We start from the raw sequence: 17,129 nt of genomic DNA, 5'->3' as shown, positions 1-17,129 counted from the left end.
TTAAATGCCTTTGATTTTAGAAATACTAGTTTCGATTTTTTTATTGATTGGCGCTTTCTTTATGCTGGTGGGTGGTATTGGAATGATACGTCTACCTGACCTGTTTATGCGTCTGCATGCACCGACTAAATCCAGTACCTTAGGCCTGGGAAGCTTTCTGATCGCTTCTATTATTTTTTCGGCTATCTATGGTCGTTTAGGTTTTGCTGAAGTACTGATTACCCTGTTTGCCTTCATTACTGCACCGGTATCTGCCAACCTGATGGCGCAAGCGGCCTTGCATTTACGTTTGCGCTCGATGAGTGGTGAAGTGCCAGAAACACTAGAACGTCCATTGCCTTGGCAGAAAACCCGCCGTCGTGCATTTTATGAAAAGAAAATGAATGACCAGGATTCAAAGTAATAGTTAGCCAGTTCTACTTAAAAGTTCAACAATAAAAAAGCCACCCTAAGGTGGCTTTTTTATTGCGCTTTATAAAAGCTTATTCTTCATCTTTCTTGTCTTCAGCAGGAGGTAAATCCTTCACTGCTTCAGCAATCAGACCAAACATATAGTTACCATATGCATTGGTTTTGTCGTAATGGAAACGTAGACGAGGTGTAATACGTGTCTTGATTCGACGACTCAGTTCATGGCGCAGGAACCCTGATGCCTTATTCAGGACATCGAGTGTTTCTTTATTTGCGGCTTCACTTTGCTCATCACCAAGTTCACGACCCATTACTGTGACATAAACTTCTGCATATCCTAAGTCTGGGCTCACCTTCACGGCTGAGATGGTCACCAGACCACCCAGACGTGGATCTTTCAGCTCCTGACGGATCAGTTCAGACAACTCGCGTTGTACCGTATCCGCCATACGCTTCAGACGTTGACTACCCGCCATTAAAGACTCCGTTTAATCAATTGCACATCATACACTTCGATCTTGTCGAGAGGTTTGATGTCTTTATAGCCTTTCACCGCAAGACCACATTCCATACCGGCACGAACTTCTTCCACCACTTCTTTGTAGCGACGAAGAGATTCAAGCTCACCCTGGAAGATCACCACGTCATCACGTAATACGCGAATCGGTTTGTTACGGTGTAATACGCCTTCAAGCACCATACAGCCTGCTGCAGCACCGAATTTGCTTGAGTGGAACACTTCACGCACTTGAGCAACACCCAAGATTGTTTCACGGTGTTCAGGAGCAAGCTTACCGCTCATCGCTGCTTTCACGTCATCAATCAATTGATAGATCACTGAGTAGTAACGAATGTCGATACTGTCTGCATCTGCTTTTTGACGTGCAGTATTGTCGGCACGTACGTTAAAGCCAAGAAGAACCGCTTCTGAAGATTCAGCAAGTGTGACGTCAGATTCAGTAATCGCACCAACACCAGAACCGATGATACGTACTTTTACTTCATCCGTTGAAAGCTCAGCCAATGCAACATGCAGAGCTTCCAATGTACCGCGTACATCAGTTTTTAATACCACATTGACGATCGGCACATCTTTTTTGCCCATAGACGCCATGATGTTTTCAAGACGCATTGCAGATTGACGTTCAAGACGTTTTTGACGTTCACGATCCATACGCGCATCGGCAACTTCACGTGCTTTCTTCTCGTCATTCACAACAAGAACTTCGTCACCTGCCATCGGCGCTTCTGGAAGACCCAGAATTTCAACTGGAATCGAAGGACCTGCAGACTTGATACGTTTACCGTTTTCATCAGTCATGGCACGAACGCGGCCATAAGATGAACCAGCAAGTACCAGGTCACCCACTTTCAGCGTACCGTTCTGTACAAGAATAGAAGTTACTGCACCGCGGCCTTTATCAACACGCGCTTCAATCACAACACCTTGCGCCGCACCTTCTTCAGACGCTTTCAATTCAAGCAATTCAGACTGAATTAAAATCAGGTCAAGAAGTTCGTCAATACCCGCACCAGTATGTGCAGATACTTTCGCTACAGGAACGTCACCGCCCCATTCTTCAGGTACGATTTCTTTGGTAGTCAATTCGTTCAATACGCGATCTGGATCAGCAGAGTCTTTATCCATCTTGTTGATTGCAACAATGATTGGCGTACCTGCTGCACGTGCGTGATCGATTGCTTCTGCAGTTTGTGGCATCACACCATCATCTGCTGCAACAACCAGGACTACGATATCAGTCGCTTTGGCACCGCGTGAACGCATTGCAGTAAACGCTGCGTGTCCCGGAGTATCCAAGAAGGTGATAATACCTTTATCAGTTGTTACATGATAAGCACCGATATGCTGGGTAATACCCCCTGCTTCGCCTTGCGCCACTTTGGCACGACGAATACGGTCTAGAAGCGATGTTTTACCATGGTCAACGTGACCCATGATCGTAACAACTGGCGCACGAGTGGTTTGCGCACCACGAGCTTCTTCAGCCTGTTCAAGCAGGTTATCTTCAACTGCAGTTTCAGAAACCAGTACCGGGTTATGGCCCATTTCTTCAACCACAAGAGCCGCGATTTCCTGATCGATCGCCTGGTTTTGAGTAACCAGTTCACCCATTTTCATCAGTGACTTGATCACTTCACGAACCTTAACCGCCATTTTCGCAGCCAGGTCAGCAACGACAATCGTTTCACCGATTTCAACGTCATAAACCTGTTTTTTCACTGGTTTTTCAAAACCATGCTTGTTCGCTTGGCTAGATTTTAAACCACGTTTGTGTGAGTTATCACGGAAAGACTGCTCTTCACCACGACGACCACCTTTCTTCGGTGAACGTGTATTTGAAGTGTTAGTACCACGTTTAATTTCGCGGTCTTCTTTCGCAAATGAGTCTTCATATGCCTGGCCAACCAGACCAGCAGCAAGTGGAGAGTCATCAATCACACGAATAGTTGCAGTGGTATCTTCAGAAGAATACTTCGACGCCATCTTGCGCATTTGCTCAAGTGTACGTTGTTGTGCTTCTTCAGCTGCCTTGCGACGTGCTGCTTCTTCAGCTGCTTTTAATTGAGCGGCTTGAGCTTCACGCGCTTTTTTCTGTTCTGCTGTTTCAACTTGTTTAACCGCTGCTTTCACAATCGGTTTATTAGTTGATTTGCGTTTTACCACAACAGCTGCTTTAGGTGTTTCCTGTTTCTCAGTTTCTTGTTTCTGAGCTGCACGCATTGCTTCTAGCGCTTTGCTTGCATTGTTTGTACCTGATTTAGGTGCATCAGCAGGTTTTTTAGCGGGTGCTGACTTCTGTTCAGCTTCTGCTTTCGCTTGCTGTTCAGCTTGAGCCTTCGCTAAAGCTTCTGCTTTAATTTGTTCCGGGTCTGGCTTGACGAATGTATGTTTCTTGCGAACTTCTACATTAATCGTTTTCGCCTTACCTGAAGTACTTGCCACTTTAGCAGTACTGGTCGTTTTACGTTTCAACGTGATTTGTCCTGCATGGCCATCTGAACCTTGTGTCTTTTTCACATGATTCATTAAGCGATCTTGTTGTTCGGTGGTAATAATATCGTCAGCTTTACGCTGTGGTAAACCTGCCTCACGAACCTGCTCTAGGAGCTTATCAACATGGCGACCCACGCTGAGTGCTAACTCTTTAATCGACTTGTCCGTCATATACTACCTCCTAGTTAAACCATGATTCGCGCGCTTTCATAATAAGTTGACCGGCCTTCTCAGCACCGAGACCTTCGATATCTTCGATATCATCAGTCGCTTGGTCAGCTAAGTCATCTACGGTTACCACACCACGAGCTGCGAGAGCTTGCGCGATCTCTGCTGTCATGCCTTCCATTGCAACAAGTTCTTCACTTGGCGCTTGTACGTTTTCTTGCTGTTGTAATGCATCAGCAAGTGCAATTTCTTTCGCACGGCTTTGCAGTAGTTCAACCAGTTCCGCATCCAGTTCGATTTCATCAAACGTTTCTGGCGGTACGTAAGCAATTTCTTCAAGCGAGGTGAAGCCCATTTCTACCAACGCCATAGCCAAATCTTCAGCAATATCCAGACGTGTTACAAACATGTCCAGGTATTTTTGTGCTTCGCTTTGTTGACGCGCGTAGTATTCTTCTTCCAGCATCATATCCAGCTTGTAGCCAGTCAGTTCTGATGCTAGACGAACATTCTGACCCTGTGAACCAATCGCACGAGCCAACTGATCACTCGTTGCGAAAATAATGTCTGCAGTACGTGCATCTTCATCGATAACAATACTGGATACATCTGCTGGTTCAAGTGCGCTTGCGATGTACTGAGCAGGATCATCTGACCATACTACGACATCAATACGCTCACCATTGAGTTCCTGTTGTACTGCCTGGATACGTGTACCACGCATACCAATACAAGCACCAACCGGATCAATACGGTGGTCATTTGTTTTCACTGCAATTTTGGCACGTACACCTGGCTGGCGTGCGGCTGCCTTGATTTCAATGATTTCTTCCGAGATTTCTGGAATCTCTTTTTTCATCAATGCGATCAGCATTTCAGGTTTAGCACGAGAAAGCTGTAGTTGAGCACCACGACCTTCACGATTGACATTGAAAAGAATCGCATTCACACGTTGTTTCGGGCGAAGGATTTCCTTCGGAATCATTTCTTCACGTGCAAGATATGCTTCAGCATTGTCCCCTAAGTCAATAATGAAACCGTCTTTGGTTTGTTTTTTCACTTCACCGTAGATCAGCTCACCGACTTTAGATTCATAAGCATCAGCAACCAGTGCACGTTCTGCTTCACGAATCTTTTGTACAATCACCTGTTTAGCAATCTGTGCAGCAATACGACCGAAATCGATTGACTCAACTTCCAGCTCACGAATGTCACCGATTGACCATTTTGCCGGATCAACATCAGAGATGGCATCCTGACAGGCAGGCATTTCATGATCTTCATCAGCCACTACTTCCCATTGACGGAAAGTACGATAATCACCAGTTTTACGGTCAATTTCTACACGAAGACGAGCTTCTTCCGAGTGAGTCCCCTCGTAGAATTTCTTCTTAGTCGCTGCAACCAAAGCTTGTTCTAGCGCTTCAAAAATTGCTTCACGACTTACACCTTTTTCGTTACTAACCGTTTCAACGACGGTAAGAATTTCACGTGCCATAAGTCACCTATTCGTTCAGATTCTTATTAATTGAATTAATCTTGATAGACCAAGTTTGCTTTATCGATATTGTGACTGTCGATATCCAAAATCTGTTGCTTTTCTACTTCAACTTGAATCATTTCATTTTCAAGGTCGACTACAACCAGTTTTGCCTGGAATTTACGACGGTTATCGACGGCACTGATCAAACGCAGCGCAACCGTTTGTCCGATATAATGAGCCATCTGCTCCAGCTGGAAGAATGGACGATCCCAACCTGGTGAAGACACTTCAAGCGAATATTCACCTGAGATTGGATCATGTACATCCAGGATCGCGCCGACTTGCTGTGTGACACGTACACAGTCCTGAACCCCAATACCACGACCCTGCTCTTCTTCGCCATCTTCATTGACAACAGGTGCTGCATTTTCATCGACCGGTTTGTCGATATAGATCCGTAATAATGAACGTTTGCCTTGTGGCAGGAATTCAATCCCCCACAGATTTACATCACAGGCTTCAACTGCTGGTGCAATCAAGTCCTGAAGTGCTTGAGTTTTATTTGATAGCTTCATTTACTCTCGTCATCTGGTGCGATTTTATGATCTATTTGACCACTACAAACCAATACAAACTATAGTAGTAGTGAAACATGGAGATTTGACCAAATATTGTCGACACTACACGATAGCCAATAAAAAAGGGCGTAAATCGCCCCAATTAATGCACAATTTGAACTTTTTTCAAATCCCACTGTGCAAAAAGGCCCACCATAGTTGTGAGCCTCTTTTAAGAAACTTGGTAGCGGGAGCTGGATTTGAACCAACGACCTTCGGGTTATGAGCCCGACGAGCTACCAGACTGCTCCATCCCGCATCAACGTGCAAAAATTATATACAAAAGATGCGAACTTTTCAATCACAACCACATCATTCTGCATATTTGTTATCTGTTACTGAAAAATTGGTAGCGGGAGCTGGATTTGAACCAACGACCTTCGGGTTATGAGCCCGACGAGCTACCAGACTGCTCCATCCCGCATCAGCATACAAATAACATTCAGCTTAATATTTTACACTAAACTGCCTTTAAAGTTTGCAGCTTTAAAGGATTGGTAGCGGGGGCTGGATTTGAACCAACGACCTTCGGGTTATGAGCCCGACGAGCTACCAGACTGCTCCACCCCGCAACAACATGCAAATAATTCTTCTCAACTTAAATCAGATTTAAGCTGCCTTTTAAAAGTTTGCGTCTTTAAAAAAGGATTGATTGGTAGCGGGAGCTGGATTTGAACCAACGACCTTCGGGTTATGAGCCCGACGAGCTACCAGACTGCTCCATCCCGCATCAACAGAAGTTTTTTTAGCTGCATACACCAACTTATATTCTGGATTATAAGTTGGTGCGGAAGGGGGGACTTGAACCCCCACGCCCGAAAGCACTACCACCTCAAGGTAGCGTGTCTACCAATTCCACCACCACCGCAGCTGTGACGCATTCTAGTCGCATCACTGAAAAAAAGAAAGGTTTAATTAAAATTATTCGGTCGTTTGTGGTGCAGTTGGTGAAGTTTCAACCGGTTGCGCAGGCGCAGTTGGTGCTGATTGAATTGACGATAAACTGTACGCATTCGTGGTTTGTTTCTTGGCAAGAATCGCCAAAGTAATACTGGTCACAAAGAACAATGCGGTAAAAACTGCCGTCAAACGGGTCATGAAATTACCCGAACCTGAGGCACCAAAGATCGTTGCCGCACCGCCGCCGCCAAATGATGCACCTGCATCCGCACCTTTACCATGCTGAACTAAAATCAAGACAATCATCAAAATCGCTAAGATAATATGTACTACCAGCACAAAAGTTTGCATGCTGAACTCCTAATTATTGTGTATTTGCAAATGCTTGAGCAATTTGATGGAACGACTCAGCATTGAGTGATGCACCACCCACCAATGCCCCGTTAATGTCAGGGCAGGCTGCTAACTCTACTGCATTTTCCGGTTTTACACTACCACCATATAAAATCGCCATAGTCGCAGCATAACCTGTAATCTGGCTCAAACCCTGACGGATCTGGGCATGCATGGCCTGCGCATCTTCTGGAGAAGCTGTTTTACCGGTACCAATGGCCCAGATTGGCTCATAAGCAATCACAATATTTTTCCACTGTTCATCTTCTACCACAGTCGCGATATCGCAAATCTGTTGGAGAACCACTGCTTCCGCCTGCCCTGCTTCACGCTGTTCCAGACTTTCGCCCACACAGTAAATTACGGTTAAACCGGCATTTAAGGCATTCCTGATTTTAGCATTTAAGATCTGTGAACTTTCAGCAAAAATTTCACGACGTTCAGAGTGCCCAATCAATACATAGTGAATCTGGCTATCAGCCAATAATTCAGCACTCACCTCCCCAGTATAAGCGCCTGTCCCTGCAATACGTGATACATCTTGTGCTACGGTATATACAGGGCGATTAGCAGAAGCAAATGCAGTTTGAATTTGAGTTAAGGCAAGGGTTGTCGGCGCCACACCCAAATGACATTTCTCTGTTGAAACTGGTGCAGACTCAAGCAAGTCTTTTAAATTCTGAACCAAAGCTTGGGCATCTGCCTGCATTGGATTCATTTTCCAGTTGCCCACCACCCAAGGGGTAATCGTCGAAACCGACATAAATAACCTATTTCACTGACATATCTTGAATTGGGCACATTCTACACGGAATTGTAAAATTTAAAGAATAGTTTTATTCATCCTATTTCTCAGTTTAAACTATTCAAAATGGTTATTTTTTGTTATCACTGAAAAAAATGCCCGGTTCTTCCGACCAGTTCAAGCTTTTACTGAATATCAGGAAGATTGCAGCATTCTCAGCTATGGTATTTTTGTATAACAAACGTATAATTTTAGAATAGCAAATTAAAAAAATTGAATTGATAGGCATTTGAAGCATGACAGCATTGCAGGGGTCACCAAGATTTACGGGGTTTATTCGTCGCCTGGTCGATGAAGGGGTATTATCGGCTGAAGATATGCGGACTGCTTTAGCCAATGCCAAACAGGAAAAAACAGATATCGTGGCCTATTTGGTCAGTCATCATAATCTCTCTCCTACCACCATTGCTGAAACGATCTCAGTAGAATTTGGTGAGCCTCTATTTGATATTGGCGCGTATGATCCAGGACAAATCCTGCGTGAAGATATTGATGAAAAGCTGGTCACCAAGCATCGAATTTTGCCAATTTATAAAAATGCCAATGTTCTTTATATCGCCACGAGCAATCCGACCAATATTGAAGCCACAGATGCAATTCGTTTTGCCACCAAACTGAATATTGAAACCGTTATTGTTGAACACAATAAACTCGAGAAACTGATCGAGCAAAACTTTACTGAAGAAAGTACTTTTGATTTCGACGATGATTTCGATCTGGATGTAAATGTCGATACAGCCGATCCGACTCAAGAAGAAGACGAAAAAGACAAGGGTGAAGAAGCCCCGATTGTTAAATATATTAATAAATTACTGATTGATGCCATTCGTATGGGCGCATCGGATCTACATTTTGAACCTTATGAAAAAATGTATCGGGTACGCTATCGTGTTGATGGAGTCTTACGTCAGATTGCAACACCGCCGCTACAACTAGCAAACCGTTTGGCGTCACGTTTAAAAGTTATGTCGCAAATGGACATTTCTGAGAAACGCGTGCCTCAAGACGGCCGTATTAAATTAAAGCTTTCAAAAAACAAAGCTATCGACTTCCGTGTTAACTCACTCCCTACCCTGTTTGGTGAAAAACTGGTTCTACGTATTCTAGATCCGTCTAGTGCCATGCTGGGAATTGATGCTTTAGGTTATGAACCTGAGCAGAAAGAGTTATTCATGGAAGCCTTAGATAAACCGCAAGGGATGTTACTGATTACCGGTCCTACTGGTTCCGGTAAAACCGTATCCCTTTATACGGGCTTAAACATCTTAAATCGTGAAGATACCAATATTTCTACTGCGGAAGACCCAGTCGAGATTAACCTGCAAGGGATTAATCAAGTTAACGTGAATAATAAAGTTGGCCTGACTTTCGCAGCGGCATTAAAATCCTTCTTGCGTCAGGATCCTGATATTGTCATGGTCGGTGAGATCCGTGATCTGGAAACAGCTGAAATTGCAATCAAGGCAGCCCAAACAGGCCATATGGTGATGTCAACCCTGCATACCAACAGTGCGCCGGAAACTCTGACCCGTTTACGTAATATGGGCGTCCCTTCTTTCAATATCGCGACCTCGGTCAATCTTGTCATTGCGCAGCGTCTGGCCCGTCGCTTGTGTTCGCAATGTAAAAAACCAGCCGATATTCCTCAGCAAAGTTTGCTGGAAATGGGCTTTACCGAAGCAGACTTACAAAGCCCGGAATTTCAGATTTATGAGCCAGTCGGCTGTAATGAATGCCGTGAAGGTTATAAGGGCCGGGTCGGTATTTATGAAGTCATGAAGGTCACACCTGAAATTTCAAGAATTATTATGGAAGATGGCAATGCCATTGAAATTGCTGAAGCTTCCGCACGGGCAGGATTTAACAATTTACGCCGATCAGGGTTAGTGAAGGTTATGCAGGGGGTGACTTCTTTACAGGAAGTCAATCGTGTAACCAGCGAATGATCGTGCTGAATATAAAATAAGGATAAAGCTATGGCAGCAGTAAAAAAAGGCCAGATGACACCGATCTTCAGTTATGAAGGGGTTGACCGCAAAGGCGCCAAGATCAAGGGGGAATTGCCAGCACGAAATATGGCCTTGGCAAAAGTGAACTTGCGCAAACAAGGCATTACGATCAAAACCATCCGGGAAAAGAAAAAAAATATTCTCGAAGGTTTGATGAAGAAAAAAGTTTCTACACTGGATATCACTATCTTCACCCGTCAGCTCGCCACTATGATGAAAGCTGGGGTACCGTTAGTTCAGGGCTTTGAAATTGTTGCGGAAGGTTTGGAAAATCCTTCTATGCGCGAGGTTGTGCTTGGAATTAAAGGCGAAGTTGAAGGGGGGAATACTTTTGCCGGAGCCTTACGAAAATACCCACAATATTTCGATAATCTATTCTGCTCTTTGGTCGAATCTGGCGAACAATCTGGTGCTCTGGAAACCATGCTGGATCGTGTCGCGATTTATAAAGAAAAAAGTGAACTGTTAAAGCAAAAGATCAAAAAAGCCATGAAATATCCAGCTACAGTTATTGTAGTAGCTGTGATCGTGACGATTATTCTGATGGTGAAAGTAGTCCCTGTATTCCAAGACTTATTCTCTTCATTTGGTGCTGACTTACCTGCATTTACTAAAATGGTAGTCAATATGTCCGAATGGATGCAGAAATATTGGTTCCTTTTAATTATTGGAATTGGCGTAGTGATTACTGCTTTCCTTGAAGCAAAAAAACGTAGCAAAAAATTTCGCGATTTACTGGATAAAGCTGCGCTCAAAGCACCCATCTTTGGTGATCTGGTCTATAAAGCGATTATTGCGCGTTATAGCCGCACCCTCGCCACAACATTTGCTGCCGGTGTGCCATTAATTGATGCGCTTGAATCGACTGCTGGTGCAACCAATAACGTGGTATATGAAGAAGCCGTATTAAAAATCAAGGAAGATGTTGCAACCGGTCAACAGCTTCAATTTGCCATGCGTGTCACCGATAAATTCCCTTCTATGGCCGTACAAATGGTTGCGATTGGTGAAGAATCCGGCGCACTAGATGCTATGCTGGATAAAGTTGCAACCCATTATGAAAATGAAGTCGACAATGCGGTCGATGGTTTAACTTCCATGATGGAGCCCTTGATTATGGCCATTCTTGGTGTCCTTGTTGGTGGCCTTGTTATCGCAATGTACCTTCCAATTTTCCAAATGGGTTCCGTGGTTTAATGCAAGATTTTATTTCATATTTCAGTCAAAACCCAACTGCGCTTTATCTCGCAGTTGGGCTTTTTAGTCTCTGTATTGGCAGCTTTTTAAACGTTGTCATTTACCGCACCCCTAAAATGATGGAACAGGAATGGCGTACGGATTGCCAGCTATTTTTGCATCCAGATCAGCCCATTATTGATGAGAGCAAAATTACTTTAAGCAAACCAGCTTCCACCTGCCCGAAATGTCAGACTCCTATTCACTGGTATCAGAACATTCCGGTGATTAGCTGGATCTTATTACGTGGTAAATGTGGTAACTGTCAGAATCCAATCAGTATCCGCTATCCATTTATTGAACTTCTCACAGCTGCTTGTGCGCTGATAGTGGTGGCAGTATTTGGGCCTACCATACAGATGCTGTTTGGTCTGGTTTTTACCTATGTCCTGATTGCCCTCACCTTTATTGATTTCGATACCCAGTTATTACCCGATCGCTATACCCTGCCGCTGGCTGCACTCGGCCTGGGCATTAATAGTTATGCGATTTATACTACCCCTGATTCTGCCATCTGGGGCTATATCATTGGCTTCTTATGCTTGTGGGTGGTGTACTATCTGTTTAAGCTGGTGACCGGCAAGGAAGGTATGGGCTATGGAGATTTCAAACTGTTAGCGGCCTTAGGTGCCTGGATGGGGCCTATGCTCCTACCACTCATTGTATTATTGTCATCATTGATGGGTGCGATTATTGGGATTATCCTGCTTAAAGTCCGTAAAGAAAACCAGCCCTTTGCCTTTGGCCCTTATATTGCCATTGCCGGCTGGATTACCTTTTTATGGGGTGAGCAGATTATGAAAATTTATTTAGGTCAGTAAAGTGAAATTTGTACTCGGTTTAACTGGTGGAATTGGCAGTGGCAAGTCTGCTGCCAGCCAATGGTTTGAAGCACAAGGGATTGCTGTCGTAGATGCAGATATTGTCGCCCGTGAAATCGTTGATATCGGTCAGCCAGCCCTACAGCAAATTCGGGAAGCTTTCGGCGATTGGGTTTTACTCAAGGATGGTTCATTGAATCGCCGTGTTTTGCGCGAACATATTTTCCAGTCTCCAGAAGCACGAAAAATGCTGGAAAATATCACCCACCCTGCTATTCGCAATTCAATTATTCAACAGTTACATGCAGCACAAAGTCCTTATGCGATTTTAGTTTCTCCTTTATTGTTTGAAACAAATCAGCATGAACTAACACAACATACGTTATTAATTGATGCTGCTATTGAACTGCAAATTCAACGGGCTTCACAGCGCGATGGACAAAATGTAGAGCAAATTCAGAAGATCATTGCCGCACAAATGCCGCGTGAACAAAAGTGTGCCATGGCTGATGATATTGTACTGAATGATGGTGAGCTAGAACATCTCTATGCTCATCTCACACCATTACATGAAAAGTATCTTCAGATGGCTGCTCAAAATCATTAACCCGAACTCAGTTAGAGTTCAAATAAAAAGCAGTCCTTTTAGGACTGCTTTTTTTGTTGTTCCAGTTTTTGGCTGAGACTGTCTTGATGCATCAGCCAGCGCCAAGGCTGTATGGCACCGATTGCCATACCCACTAAGCCAGAGACAATCGCGAGACTTAGAGGTTCATCTAGAAGCGGCACAGCCAGTATGGCAGCAATAAATGGTGCGAGAGTCACGATACTACCCGCTTTAAATGCACCTAAACGCTTAATCGCTTCCACATAAGTTAGTGTCGCTACAATCACCACAAAAATACCGTGAAAGAGCACTTGGGCAGCCATTTGCCAAGGTTCAGCAGCATCCAGATGTTTTGGAAAAAATAATATATAAAGCGGTACATAGACGATAGCTGACCAGATCGCCACACTGGCCATGGAATGCCAGGCAGAGAGTTTCCATTGACGTAGCAGTACAGTGAACACACCCCACCACATCGCACTAATGAAAAACAGCAAGTCGCCTAATCCCAAGGCCACACCGGGCTCTCGGAACATCAGCCAGCTCATACTGCCAATCGCAAGCAGCATAATCGCCATACTAATCCAGGTATGTCGGTCAAACCCCTGTTTAAATAATACAAAAGCAGCCACTGCGGTACTAAGCGGAATACAGCCATTTAGAAATACGGCAGCATGAGCTGCAGGTGCATAATGGAAAGCGGTATAGGCGGTCAGGCAATACCCTACCCCGCCAATCATGGCTAAAAGAAAGGATTCCTTACTCCACAAAAAGGCTGTGTCCTTTTTATAAATCAGGACCGGCATCAGAATCAGAAAAGCCAATAGAAAACGTAATCCAACCAGATCCCAGGCACTAATCCCCCACTGGGCACTTAAGCGCGTGCTTAAGGTAAAACCTCCCCAAATACACATGGTAATTAAGACAAAGGCATAACCTTGCGTTCGGGGAGACATAGACTTCTTCTTTAACAATATTTATGAATAAACAATAAAAAGGGCTTAGGCTTGACGCTGACGGCAGGCTTCATACAGGGCCATCCCTGTTGCGACACTCACATTCAGGCTTTGCAGATTGCCTGCCATCGGAATATAAACCGTCTGATCACATTGGCTTTGGGTAATTGGACGTAAACCGGTATCTTCCGCACCCATCACCACGCATACACCTGTACCAGTAAAATCAAATTTCTGGATAGGTAAAGCTTTTTCATCCAGCATCGTACCAACCACACGTACATTAAATTCATCTTTGATTTGACCCAAAGTGCGCGCCAGATTGGTCACCTGAATAAACTTCACTTTTTCTGCACCACCTGCTGCCACTTTACGTGCAGTCGGCGTCAGGCTTGCTGAACGGTCACGCGGTACAATCACAGCCGCTACACCCATCGCTGCGGCAGTACGAATACAAGCACCCAGGTTATGTGGATCAGTTACCTGATCGAGTGCTAATAGAAGTACTTGAGAATCTTGTTTCAATAGATCTTCCAGATCCTTTTCATTTAAGGTTGGATGCGGGCGAACTGCCGCTACAACGCCTTGGTGAAAAGGCAAACCAGCCAGTTTTTCCAGCTTGTCACGACTAGCCTGCTGGACACTAATGCCAAAAGGCTCAGCCAATTCCAGCACACGTTTCAGGCGCTGATCATCACGGCCTTTCAGGGTAAAAAGAGTCAAGACACGTTCAGGCTCAAGCTCCAGCAGTGATTCTACTGAATGGACGCCATAATAATACTCAGGTTTAGCCATGAACGACCTCGAAAATAAATTGGGAAATAGGCAGCAAAAGAAAAATCCTGTAAAGCCAACTTCACAGGATTCTGTATCAAGCTTAGTTTAACCGATTCAGAACAAAATTTCTTGATCGGTTACAGCTCATCTGTAGGTCTGTTTAGCCTTCAAAATGGCAAACATAGTCCAGCACATCATCAGTTTCGATTTTGAAACGACTATTGCCTGGCACATAGAACGACTGACCAGCACGGAATAGTTCTTTCTCTTCGCTGTCAGCGATTTGCACACGGCATTCACCTGAAATGATTTCCATACGCTCAGGCACATGTGTTTCAAAAGTTAATGCATTTTCTGAAGGTAAAATTACCCCTAAGGTTTTTTTAGTGCCATCTTCAAATTGCACCACATGGCTGATGCATAACCCGCCAAAATACACATTCGATTTTTTAAGTACTGATACATGATCAAACTGAGCTGACATGCCATTTCTCCAGATAAAGCATTTTGTAATATTTTGATTGCTGTAGTTTAAATGTGCACCCGCAACTAATCAATCGAAGTTTATCGGACTTGAATGAATTTATTGGGTGCCCCTGCTTGCCTTGATTCCAGCCTGTTTGAGTGATTTCGGCAGATCCTGGAAAATGCCGTAATTTTTCTCGCCATTTATAAGCAAAATATATTCCGACCTGATTTAATTTAAATTTCAAGCATGTCAGAAAAATGAAAATATCTTTTGTAACTTCAGTGGCCTGATCTTGGTTCCTGTGACACAACATTCAAATAAGCGTGTATTAATCCCTGAAATTTAAGATAGAATGAAATCGATTTATCCTGATTTATAATAACAGCCGCGTTGCTAGACTGAAGCAACTGACATGCTATTTCATTCAAACTTTTCGCAGCCCGGATGCGTTTATGCTGACACATTTAACTCTGATCAATTTTGCTTTGGCCGAGCATCTTGCTATTGATATTGATAAAGGTTTTAACGTTCTTACTGGTGAAACCGGTGCAGGTAAATCCCTGTTACTGGATGCTCTGTCTGCCTGTCTGGGGGAGCGAACCGATACCAATTATGTGCGTTATGGCACCGAAAAAGCGGATGTAACAGCAACCTTTAGTTATCAGGAAGACAGCCCTGAAGCGAGCTGGTTAAAAGAGCATGAACTCGATGATGAGTCAGGGGAGATTCATTTACGCCGGGTGATCTTTGCCACTGGACGTAGCAAGGCCTGGATCAATGGCCGCCCAAGCAGCCTGTCAGAACTTAAAGAAATTGGTCGCTTACTGGTTCAGCTGTATAGCCAGCATAGTCAGCAGCAACTTCTAGAACCGCCTTATCCCAAACACTGGCTAGATCGTTATAGCAATTTTTATGCACCAGCTCAGGAAGTACGTGATGCTTATAGCACCTGGCATAAAAATATTCGCCAGCATCAGGCCGCGCTGGATGCACAAGCAACCCGTAAGCAACGTATAGAAACTCTGGAGCTGCAACTCGAAGAACTAGAAGAAGTCGTTCAGACGGATTATCAGGAAATTGAGCAGGAATTTGACCGCCTTTCCCATCATGAAGCCATCATGCAGGATTGTGTCTATAGCCTGAATGGTCTGGACGAAGGTGAACAGAATATTTCTCAGGAACTGGCTTCAATTTTACGCCGTATGGAATCGCATGCCGGTCGTAGCGAGCAGCTTTCCCAGATTTATACCTCTTTACTGAATGCCCAAAGCGAACTCGAAGATGCGACGGCGACCTTACGCCAGTTTATGGATCGGCAAAGCTTTGATCCGGAACGTATGGAAGAACTGAATTCCAAACTGGAAGTGTTTCACCGTTTAGCACGCAAATACCGCACCCAGCCAGAATTGCTGAAAGAAGAATATGAGGCCTGGCAGACTGAACTTGAACAATTGCATCAGCTAGAAGACCCAGAAACTCTGGCTGAACAGGTCGAGGTCTCTTATCAGGAGTTTCTAAGCAAAGCTCAACATCTGGACCAGATTCGCCGTGATGCAGCCGAACCGCTGGCGAAAAAACTGACCGAACAGGTGAAACAGCTTGCCCTACCTGAAGCGCATTTTGAATTTAAATTTGAGCCTTTGGAACATCCATCAAGTGAAGGTTTGAGTTTTATTCAGCTTCTGTTTACTGCCAACAAGGGCATACCAGCACAACCTCTGGCACGCGTGGCTTCAGGCGGTGAATTATCCCGTATCGCCTTGGTGATGCAGGTGATGAATGCAGAAAAAACCGAAGCTGAAGTATTGGTCTTTGATGAAATCGACGTCGGGATCAGTGGCGGAACTGCGGAAATCGTGGGTCGCTTATTGGCTGATCTGGCACAGCATGTACAAATTCTTTGTATTACCCATCAGGCGCAGGTGGCTGCACAGTCCGACCAGCATTTACTGGTGAAAAAACGCCAGACTGATCCAGCCAGCAGTACCATTATTAATCTGGAAGAAAGTGAAATTGTACAGGAACTTGCACGTATGACGGGTGGCGTGGAAATTAATGAAACGACTTTACAACATGCACGTCAGTTAAGGCAGCTCAAATTCCAGCAAGCATAAATCATGCTTAATAAAAAATCCCTGACTAGTGCAGGGATTTTTTATGAACAGCTTTTAGTTTAAAACAACTTATAAAAAATTAATAAAAATAAAGCACTCCGCTTTAAATATAAAATTTGATATTTTCTTTTATTGACTTATTTAGTTTGATTATTAGATCTCTTTCATAAATCAAAAAACGATCTTCTTTTTGGTTAATATTTGCACTCCGGATTTCTTGGCATTCGTGCATAATCTGCGGATGAAATACATCGATTCAAACAAGCTTTCTGATCCTCAGTTCAAGCGATACACAGGCATCTCATGGTCAACTTTCTATTTGATGGTTGAGCAATTGCAGAAGCATG

At 44.1% G+C, this 17,129-nt stretch carries 15 protein-coding genes and 5 tRNA genes; 6 read left to right on the top strand and 14 right to left on the bottom strand.

Features of this window, described 5'->3' with window-relative positions; genetic code table 11:
- The first annotated feature begins 4 nt into the window (after window positions 1-4).
- A complete protein-coding gene (locus FTV31_RS04985) occupies window positions 5-403 on the top strand; it encodes a Na+/H+ antiporter subunit G (RefSeq protein ID WP_005233541.1) in 399 nt (132 codons plus the stop codon).
- Between the two features lie 79 nt (window positions 404-482).
- Here FTV31_RS04985 and FTV31_RS04980 read toward each other — a convergent pair whose 3' ends face one another.
- From FTV31_RS04980 to tpiA, 11 genes are all read right to left on the bottom strand, one after another.
- A complete protein-coding gene (locus tag FTV31_RS04980; RefSeq protein WP_004810065.1) occupies window positions 483-887 on the bottom strand; it encodes a ribosome-binding factor A in 405 nt (134 codons plus the stop codon).
- Window positions 887-3,598 (bottom strand): translation initiation factor IF-2, encoded by a 2,712-nt coding sequence (gene infB, locus FTV31_RS04975; protein WP_180011351.1) that lies wholly within the window; start codon window positions 3,596-3,598, stop codon window positions 887-889. The genes FTV31_RS04980 and infB overlap by 1 nt, the downstream gene beginning before the upstream one ends.
- 10 nt (window positions 3,599-3,608) lie before the next feature.
- Window positions 3,609-5,093, bottom strand: coding sequence for a transcription termination factor NusA (gene nusA, locus FTV31_RS04970; RefSeq protein WP_180013382.1), 1,485 nt, complete (start codon window positions 5,091-5,093; stop codon window positions 3,609-3,611).
- 35 nt (window positions 5,094-5,128) lie between these two features.
- Complete coding sequence (gene rimP, locus FTV31_RS04965; RefSeq protein ID WP_180013380.1) at window positions 5,129-5,653, bottom strand: ribosome maturation factor RimP; 525 nt, start codon at window positions 5,651-5,653, stop codon at window positions 5,129-5,131.
- A gap of 224 nt (window positions 5,654-5,877) precedes the next feature.
- Window positions 5,878-5,954, bottom strand: a tRNA-Met gene (locus FTV31_RS04960).
- 88 nt (window positions 5,955-6,042) lie between these two features.
- Window positions 6,043-6,119 (bottom strand) — tRNA-Met (locus FTV31_RS04955).
- A gap of 71 nt (window positions 6,120-6,190) precedes the next feature.
- A tRNA-Met gene (locus FTV31_RS04950) sits at window positions 6,191-6,267 on the bottom strand.
- Window positions 6,268-6,348: 81 nt separating this feature from the next.
- A tRNA-Met gene (locus tag FTV31_RS04945) sits at window positions 6,349-6,425 on the bottom strand.
- A 53-nt stretch (window positions 6,426-6,478) separates the two neighbouring features.
- Window positions 6,479-6,563: transfer RNA gene (locus tag FTV31_RS04940), tRNA-Leu, on the bottom strand.
- A 53-nt stretch (window positions 6,564-6,616) separates the two neighbouring features.
- On the bottom strand, window positions 6,617-6,946 hold the full coding sequence (secG, locus tag FTV31_RS04935; protein WP_159122712.1) for a preprotein translocase subunit SecG: 330 nt from the start codon (window positions 6,944-6,946) through the stop codon (window positions 6,617-6,619).
- Between the two features lie 13 nt (window positions 6,947-6,959).
- Entirely contained in the window at window positions 6,960-7,751 is a 792-nt protein-coding gene (gene tpiA, locus FTV31_RS04930; protein ID WP_180013378.1) for a triose-phosphate isomerase, read from the bottom strand.
- A gap of 278 nt (window positions 7,752-8,029) precedes the next feature.
- Here tpiA and pilB point away from each other — a divergent pair, with 278 nt between their 5' ends.
- Genes pilB through coaE form a run of 4 tightly spaced genes read left to right on the top strand, consistent with a single transcriptional unit; the run spans window position 8,030 to window position 12,466 of the window.
- The gene (pilB, locus tag FTV31_RS04925) at window positions 8,030-9,739 is read left to right on the top strand and encodes a type IV-A pilus assembly ATPase PilB (protein ID WP_180013376.1); all 1,710 of its coding nucleotides are present in this window, start codon (window positions 8,030-8,032) and stop codon (window positions 9,737-9,739) included.
- A gap of 30 nt (window positions 9,740-9,769) precedes the next feature.
- The gene (locus FTV31_RS04920; RefSeq protein ID WP_004787210.1) at window positions 9,770-10,999 is read left to right on the top strand and encodes a type II secretion system F family protein; all 1,230 of its coding nucleotides are present in this window, start codon (window positions 9,770-9,772) and stop codon (window positions 10,997-10,999) included.
- Entirely contained in the window at window positions 10,999-11,859 is an 861-nt protein-coding gene (locus FTV31_RS04915; protein ID WP_180013374.1) for an A24 family peptidase, read from the top strand. Before FTV31_RS04920 ends, FTV31_RS04915 begins: the two co-directional genes overlap by 1 nt.
- A gap of 1 nt (window position 11,860) precedes the next feature.
- Entirely contained in the window at window positions 11,861-12,466 is a 606-nt protein-coding gene (gene coaE, locus FTV31_RS04910) for a dephospho-CoA kinase (RefSeq protein ID WP_180013372.1), read from the top strand.
- Window positions 12,467-12,504: 38 nt separating this feature from the next.
- Here coaE and FTV31_RS04905 read toward each other — a convergent pair whose 3' ends face one another.
- From FTV31_RS04905 to FTV31_RS04895, 3 genes are all read right to left on the bottom strand, one after another.
- The gene (locus FTV31_RS04905; protein WP_180013370.1) at window positions 12,505-13,422 is read right to left on the bottom strand and encodes a DMT family transporter; all 918 of its coding nucleotides are present in this window, start codon (window positions 13,420-13,422) and stop codon (window positions 12,505-12,507) included.
- Window positions 13,423-13,467: 45 nt separating this feature from the next.
- Window positions 13,468-14,217 carry a 23S rRNA (guanosine(2251)-2'-O)-methyltransferase RlmB gene (gene rlmB / locus FTV31_RS04900; protein WP_005233526.1) on the bottom strand — a complete coding sequence of 250 codons (750 nt, stop codon included), beginning with the start codon at window positions 14,215-14,217 and terminating at the stop codon, window positions 13,468-13,470.
- A gap of 142 nt (window positions 14,218-14,359) precedes the next feature.
- A complete protein-coding gene (locus tag FTV31_RS04895; RefSeq protein WP_004787221.1) occupies window positions 14,360-14,683 on the bottom strand; it encodes a pyrimidine/purine nucleoside phosphorylase in 324 nt (107 codons plus the stop codon).
- A 437-nt stretch (window positions 14,684-15,120) separates the two neighbouring features.
- Between FTV31_RS04895 and recN the strand changes: the two genes are divergently transcribed.
- Window positions 15,121-16,782: a DNA repair protein RecN gene (gene recN, locus FTV31_RS04890; protein ID WP_180013368.1), complete on the top strand. Its 1,662-nt coding sequence runs from the start codon at window positions 15,121-15,123 to the stop codon at window positions 16,780-16,782.
- Window positions 16,783-17,129: the final 347 nt, after the last annotated feature.

This window comes from Acinetobacter sp. YH16031 (assembly GCF_013417335.1).
Lineage (GTDB): Bacteria > Pseudomonadota > Gammaproteobacteria > Pseudomonadales > Moraxellaceae > Acinetobacter.
The sequence above is the reverse complement of the archived record's forward strand: the minus strand, read 5'-3'. Positions and strand labels throughout refer to the sequence as shown.

What these genes read in the sequence shown, in the direction of transcription:
- FTV31_RS04980 (WP_004810065.1), bottom strand. Translation starts at nt 887, where the DNA reads ATGGCGGGTAGTCAACGTCTGAAGCGTATGGCGGATACGGTACAACGC.
- FTV31_RS04895 (WP_004787221.1), bottom strand. Translation starts at nt 14,683, where the DNA reads ATGTCAGCTCAGTTTGATCATGTATCAGTACTTAAAAAATCGAATGTG.
- FTV31_RS04915 (WP_180013374.1), top strand. Translation starts at nt 10,999, where the DNA reads ATGCAAGATTTTATTTCATATTTCAGTCAAAACCCAACTGCGCTTTAT.
- tpiA (WP_180013378.1), bottom strand. Translation starts at nt 7,751, where the DNA reads ATGTCGGTTTCGACGATTACCCCTTGGGTGGTGGGCAACTGGAAAATG.
- infB (WP_180011351.1), bottom strand. Translation starts at nt 3,598, where the DNA reads ATGACGGACAAGTCGATTAAAGAGTTAGCACTCAGCGTGGGTCGCCAT.
- rimP (WP_180013380.1), bottom strand. Translation starts at nt 5,653, where the DNA reads ATGAAGCTATCAAATAAAACTCAAGCACTTCAGGACTTGATTGCACCA.
- pilB (WP_180013376.1), top strand. Translation starts at nt 8,030, where the DNA reads ATGACAGCATTGCAGGGGTCACCAAGATTTACGGGGTTTATTCGTCGC.
- nusA (WP_180013382.1), bottom strand. Translation starts at nt 5,093, where the DNA reads ATGGCACGTGAAATTCTTACCGTCGTTGAAACGGTTAGTAACGAAAAA.
- FTV31_RS04985 (WP_005233541.1), top strand. Translation starts at nt 5, where the DNA reads ATGCCTTTGATTTTAGAAATACTAGTTTCGATTTTTTTATTGATTGGC.
- FTV31_RS04920 (WP_004787210.1), top strand. Translation starts at nt 9,770, where the DNA reads ATGGCAGCAGTAAAAAAAGGCCAGATGACACCGATCTTCAGTTATGAA.
- secG (WP_159122712.1), bottom strand. Translation starts at nt 6,946, where the DNA reads ATGCAAACTTTTGTGCTGGTAGTACATATTATCTTAGCGATTTTGATG.
- FTV31_RS04905 (WP_180013370.1), bottom strand. Translation starts at nt 13,422, where the DNA reads ATGTCTCCCCGAACGCAAGGTTATGCCTTTGTCTTAATTACCATGTGT.
- recN (WP_180013368.1), top strand. Translation starts at nt 15,121, where the DNA reads ATGCTGACACATTTAACTCTGATCAATTTTGCTTTGGCCGAGCATCTT.
- rlmB (WP_005233526.1), bottom strand. Translation starts at nt 14,217, where the DNA reads ATGGCTAAACCTGAGTATTATTATGGCGTCCATTCAGTAGAATCACTG.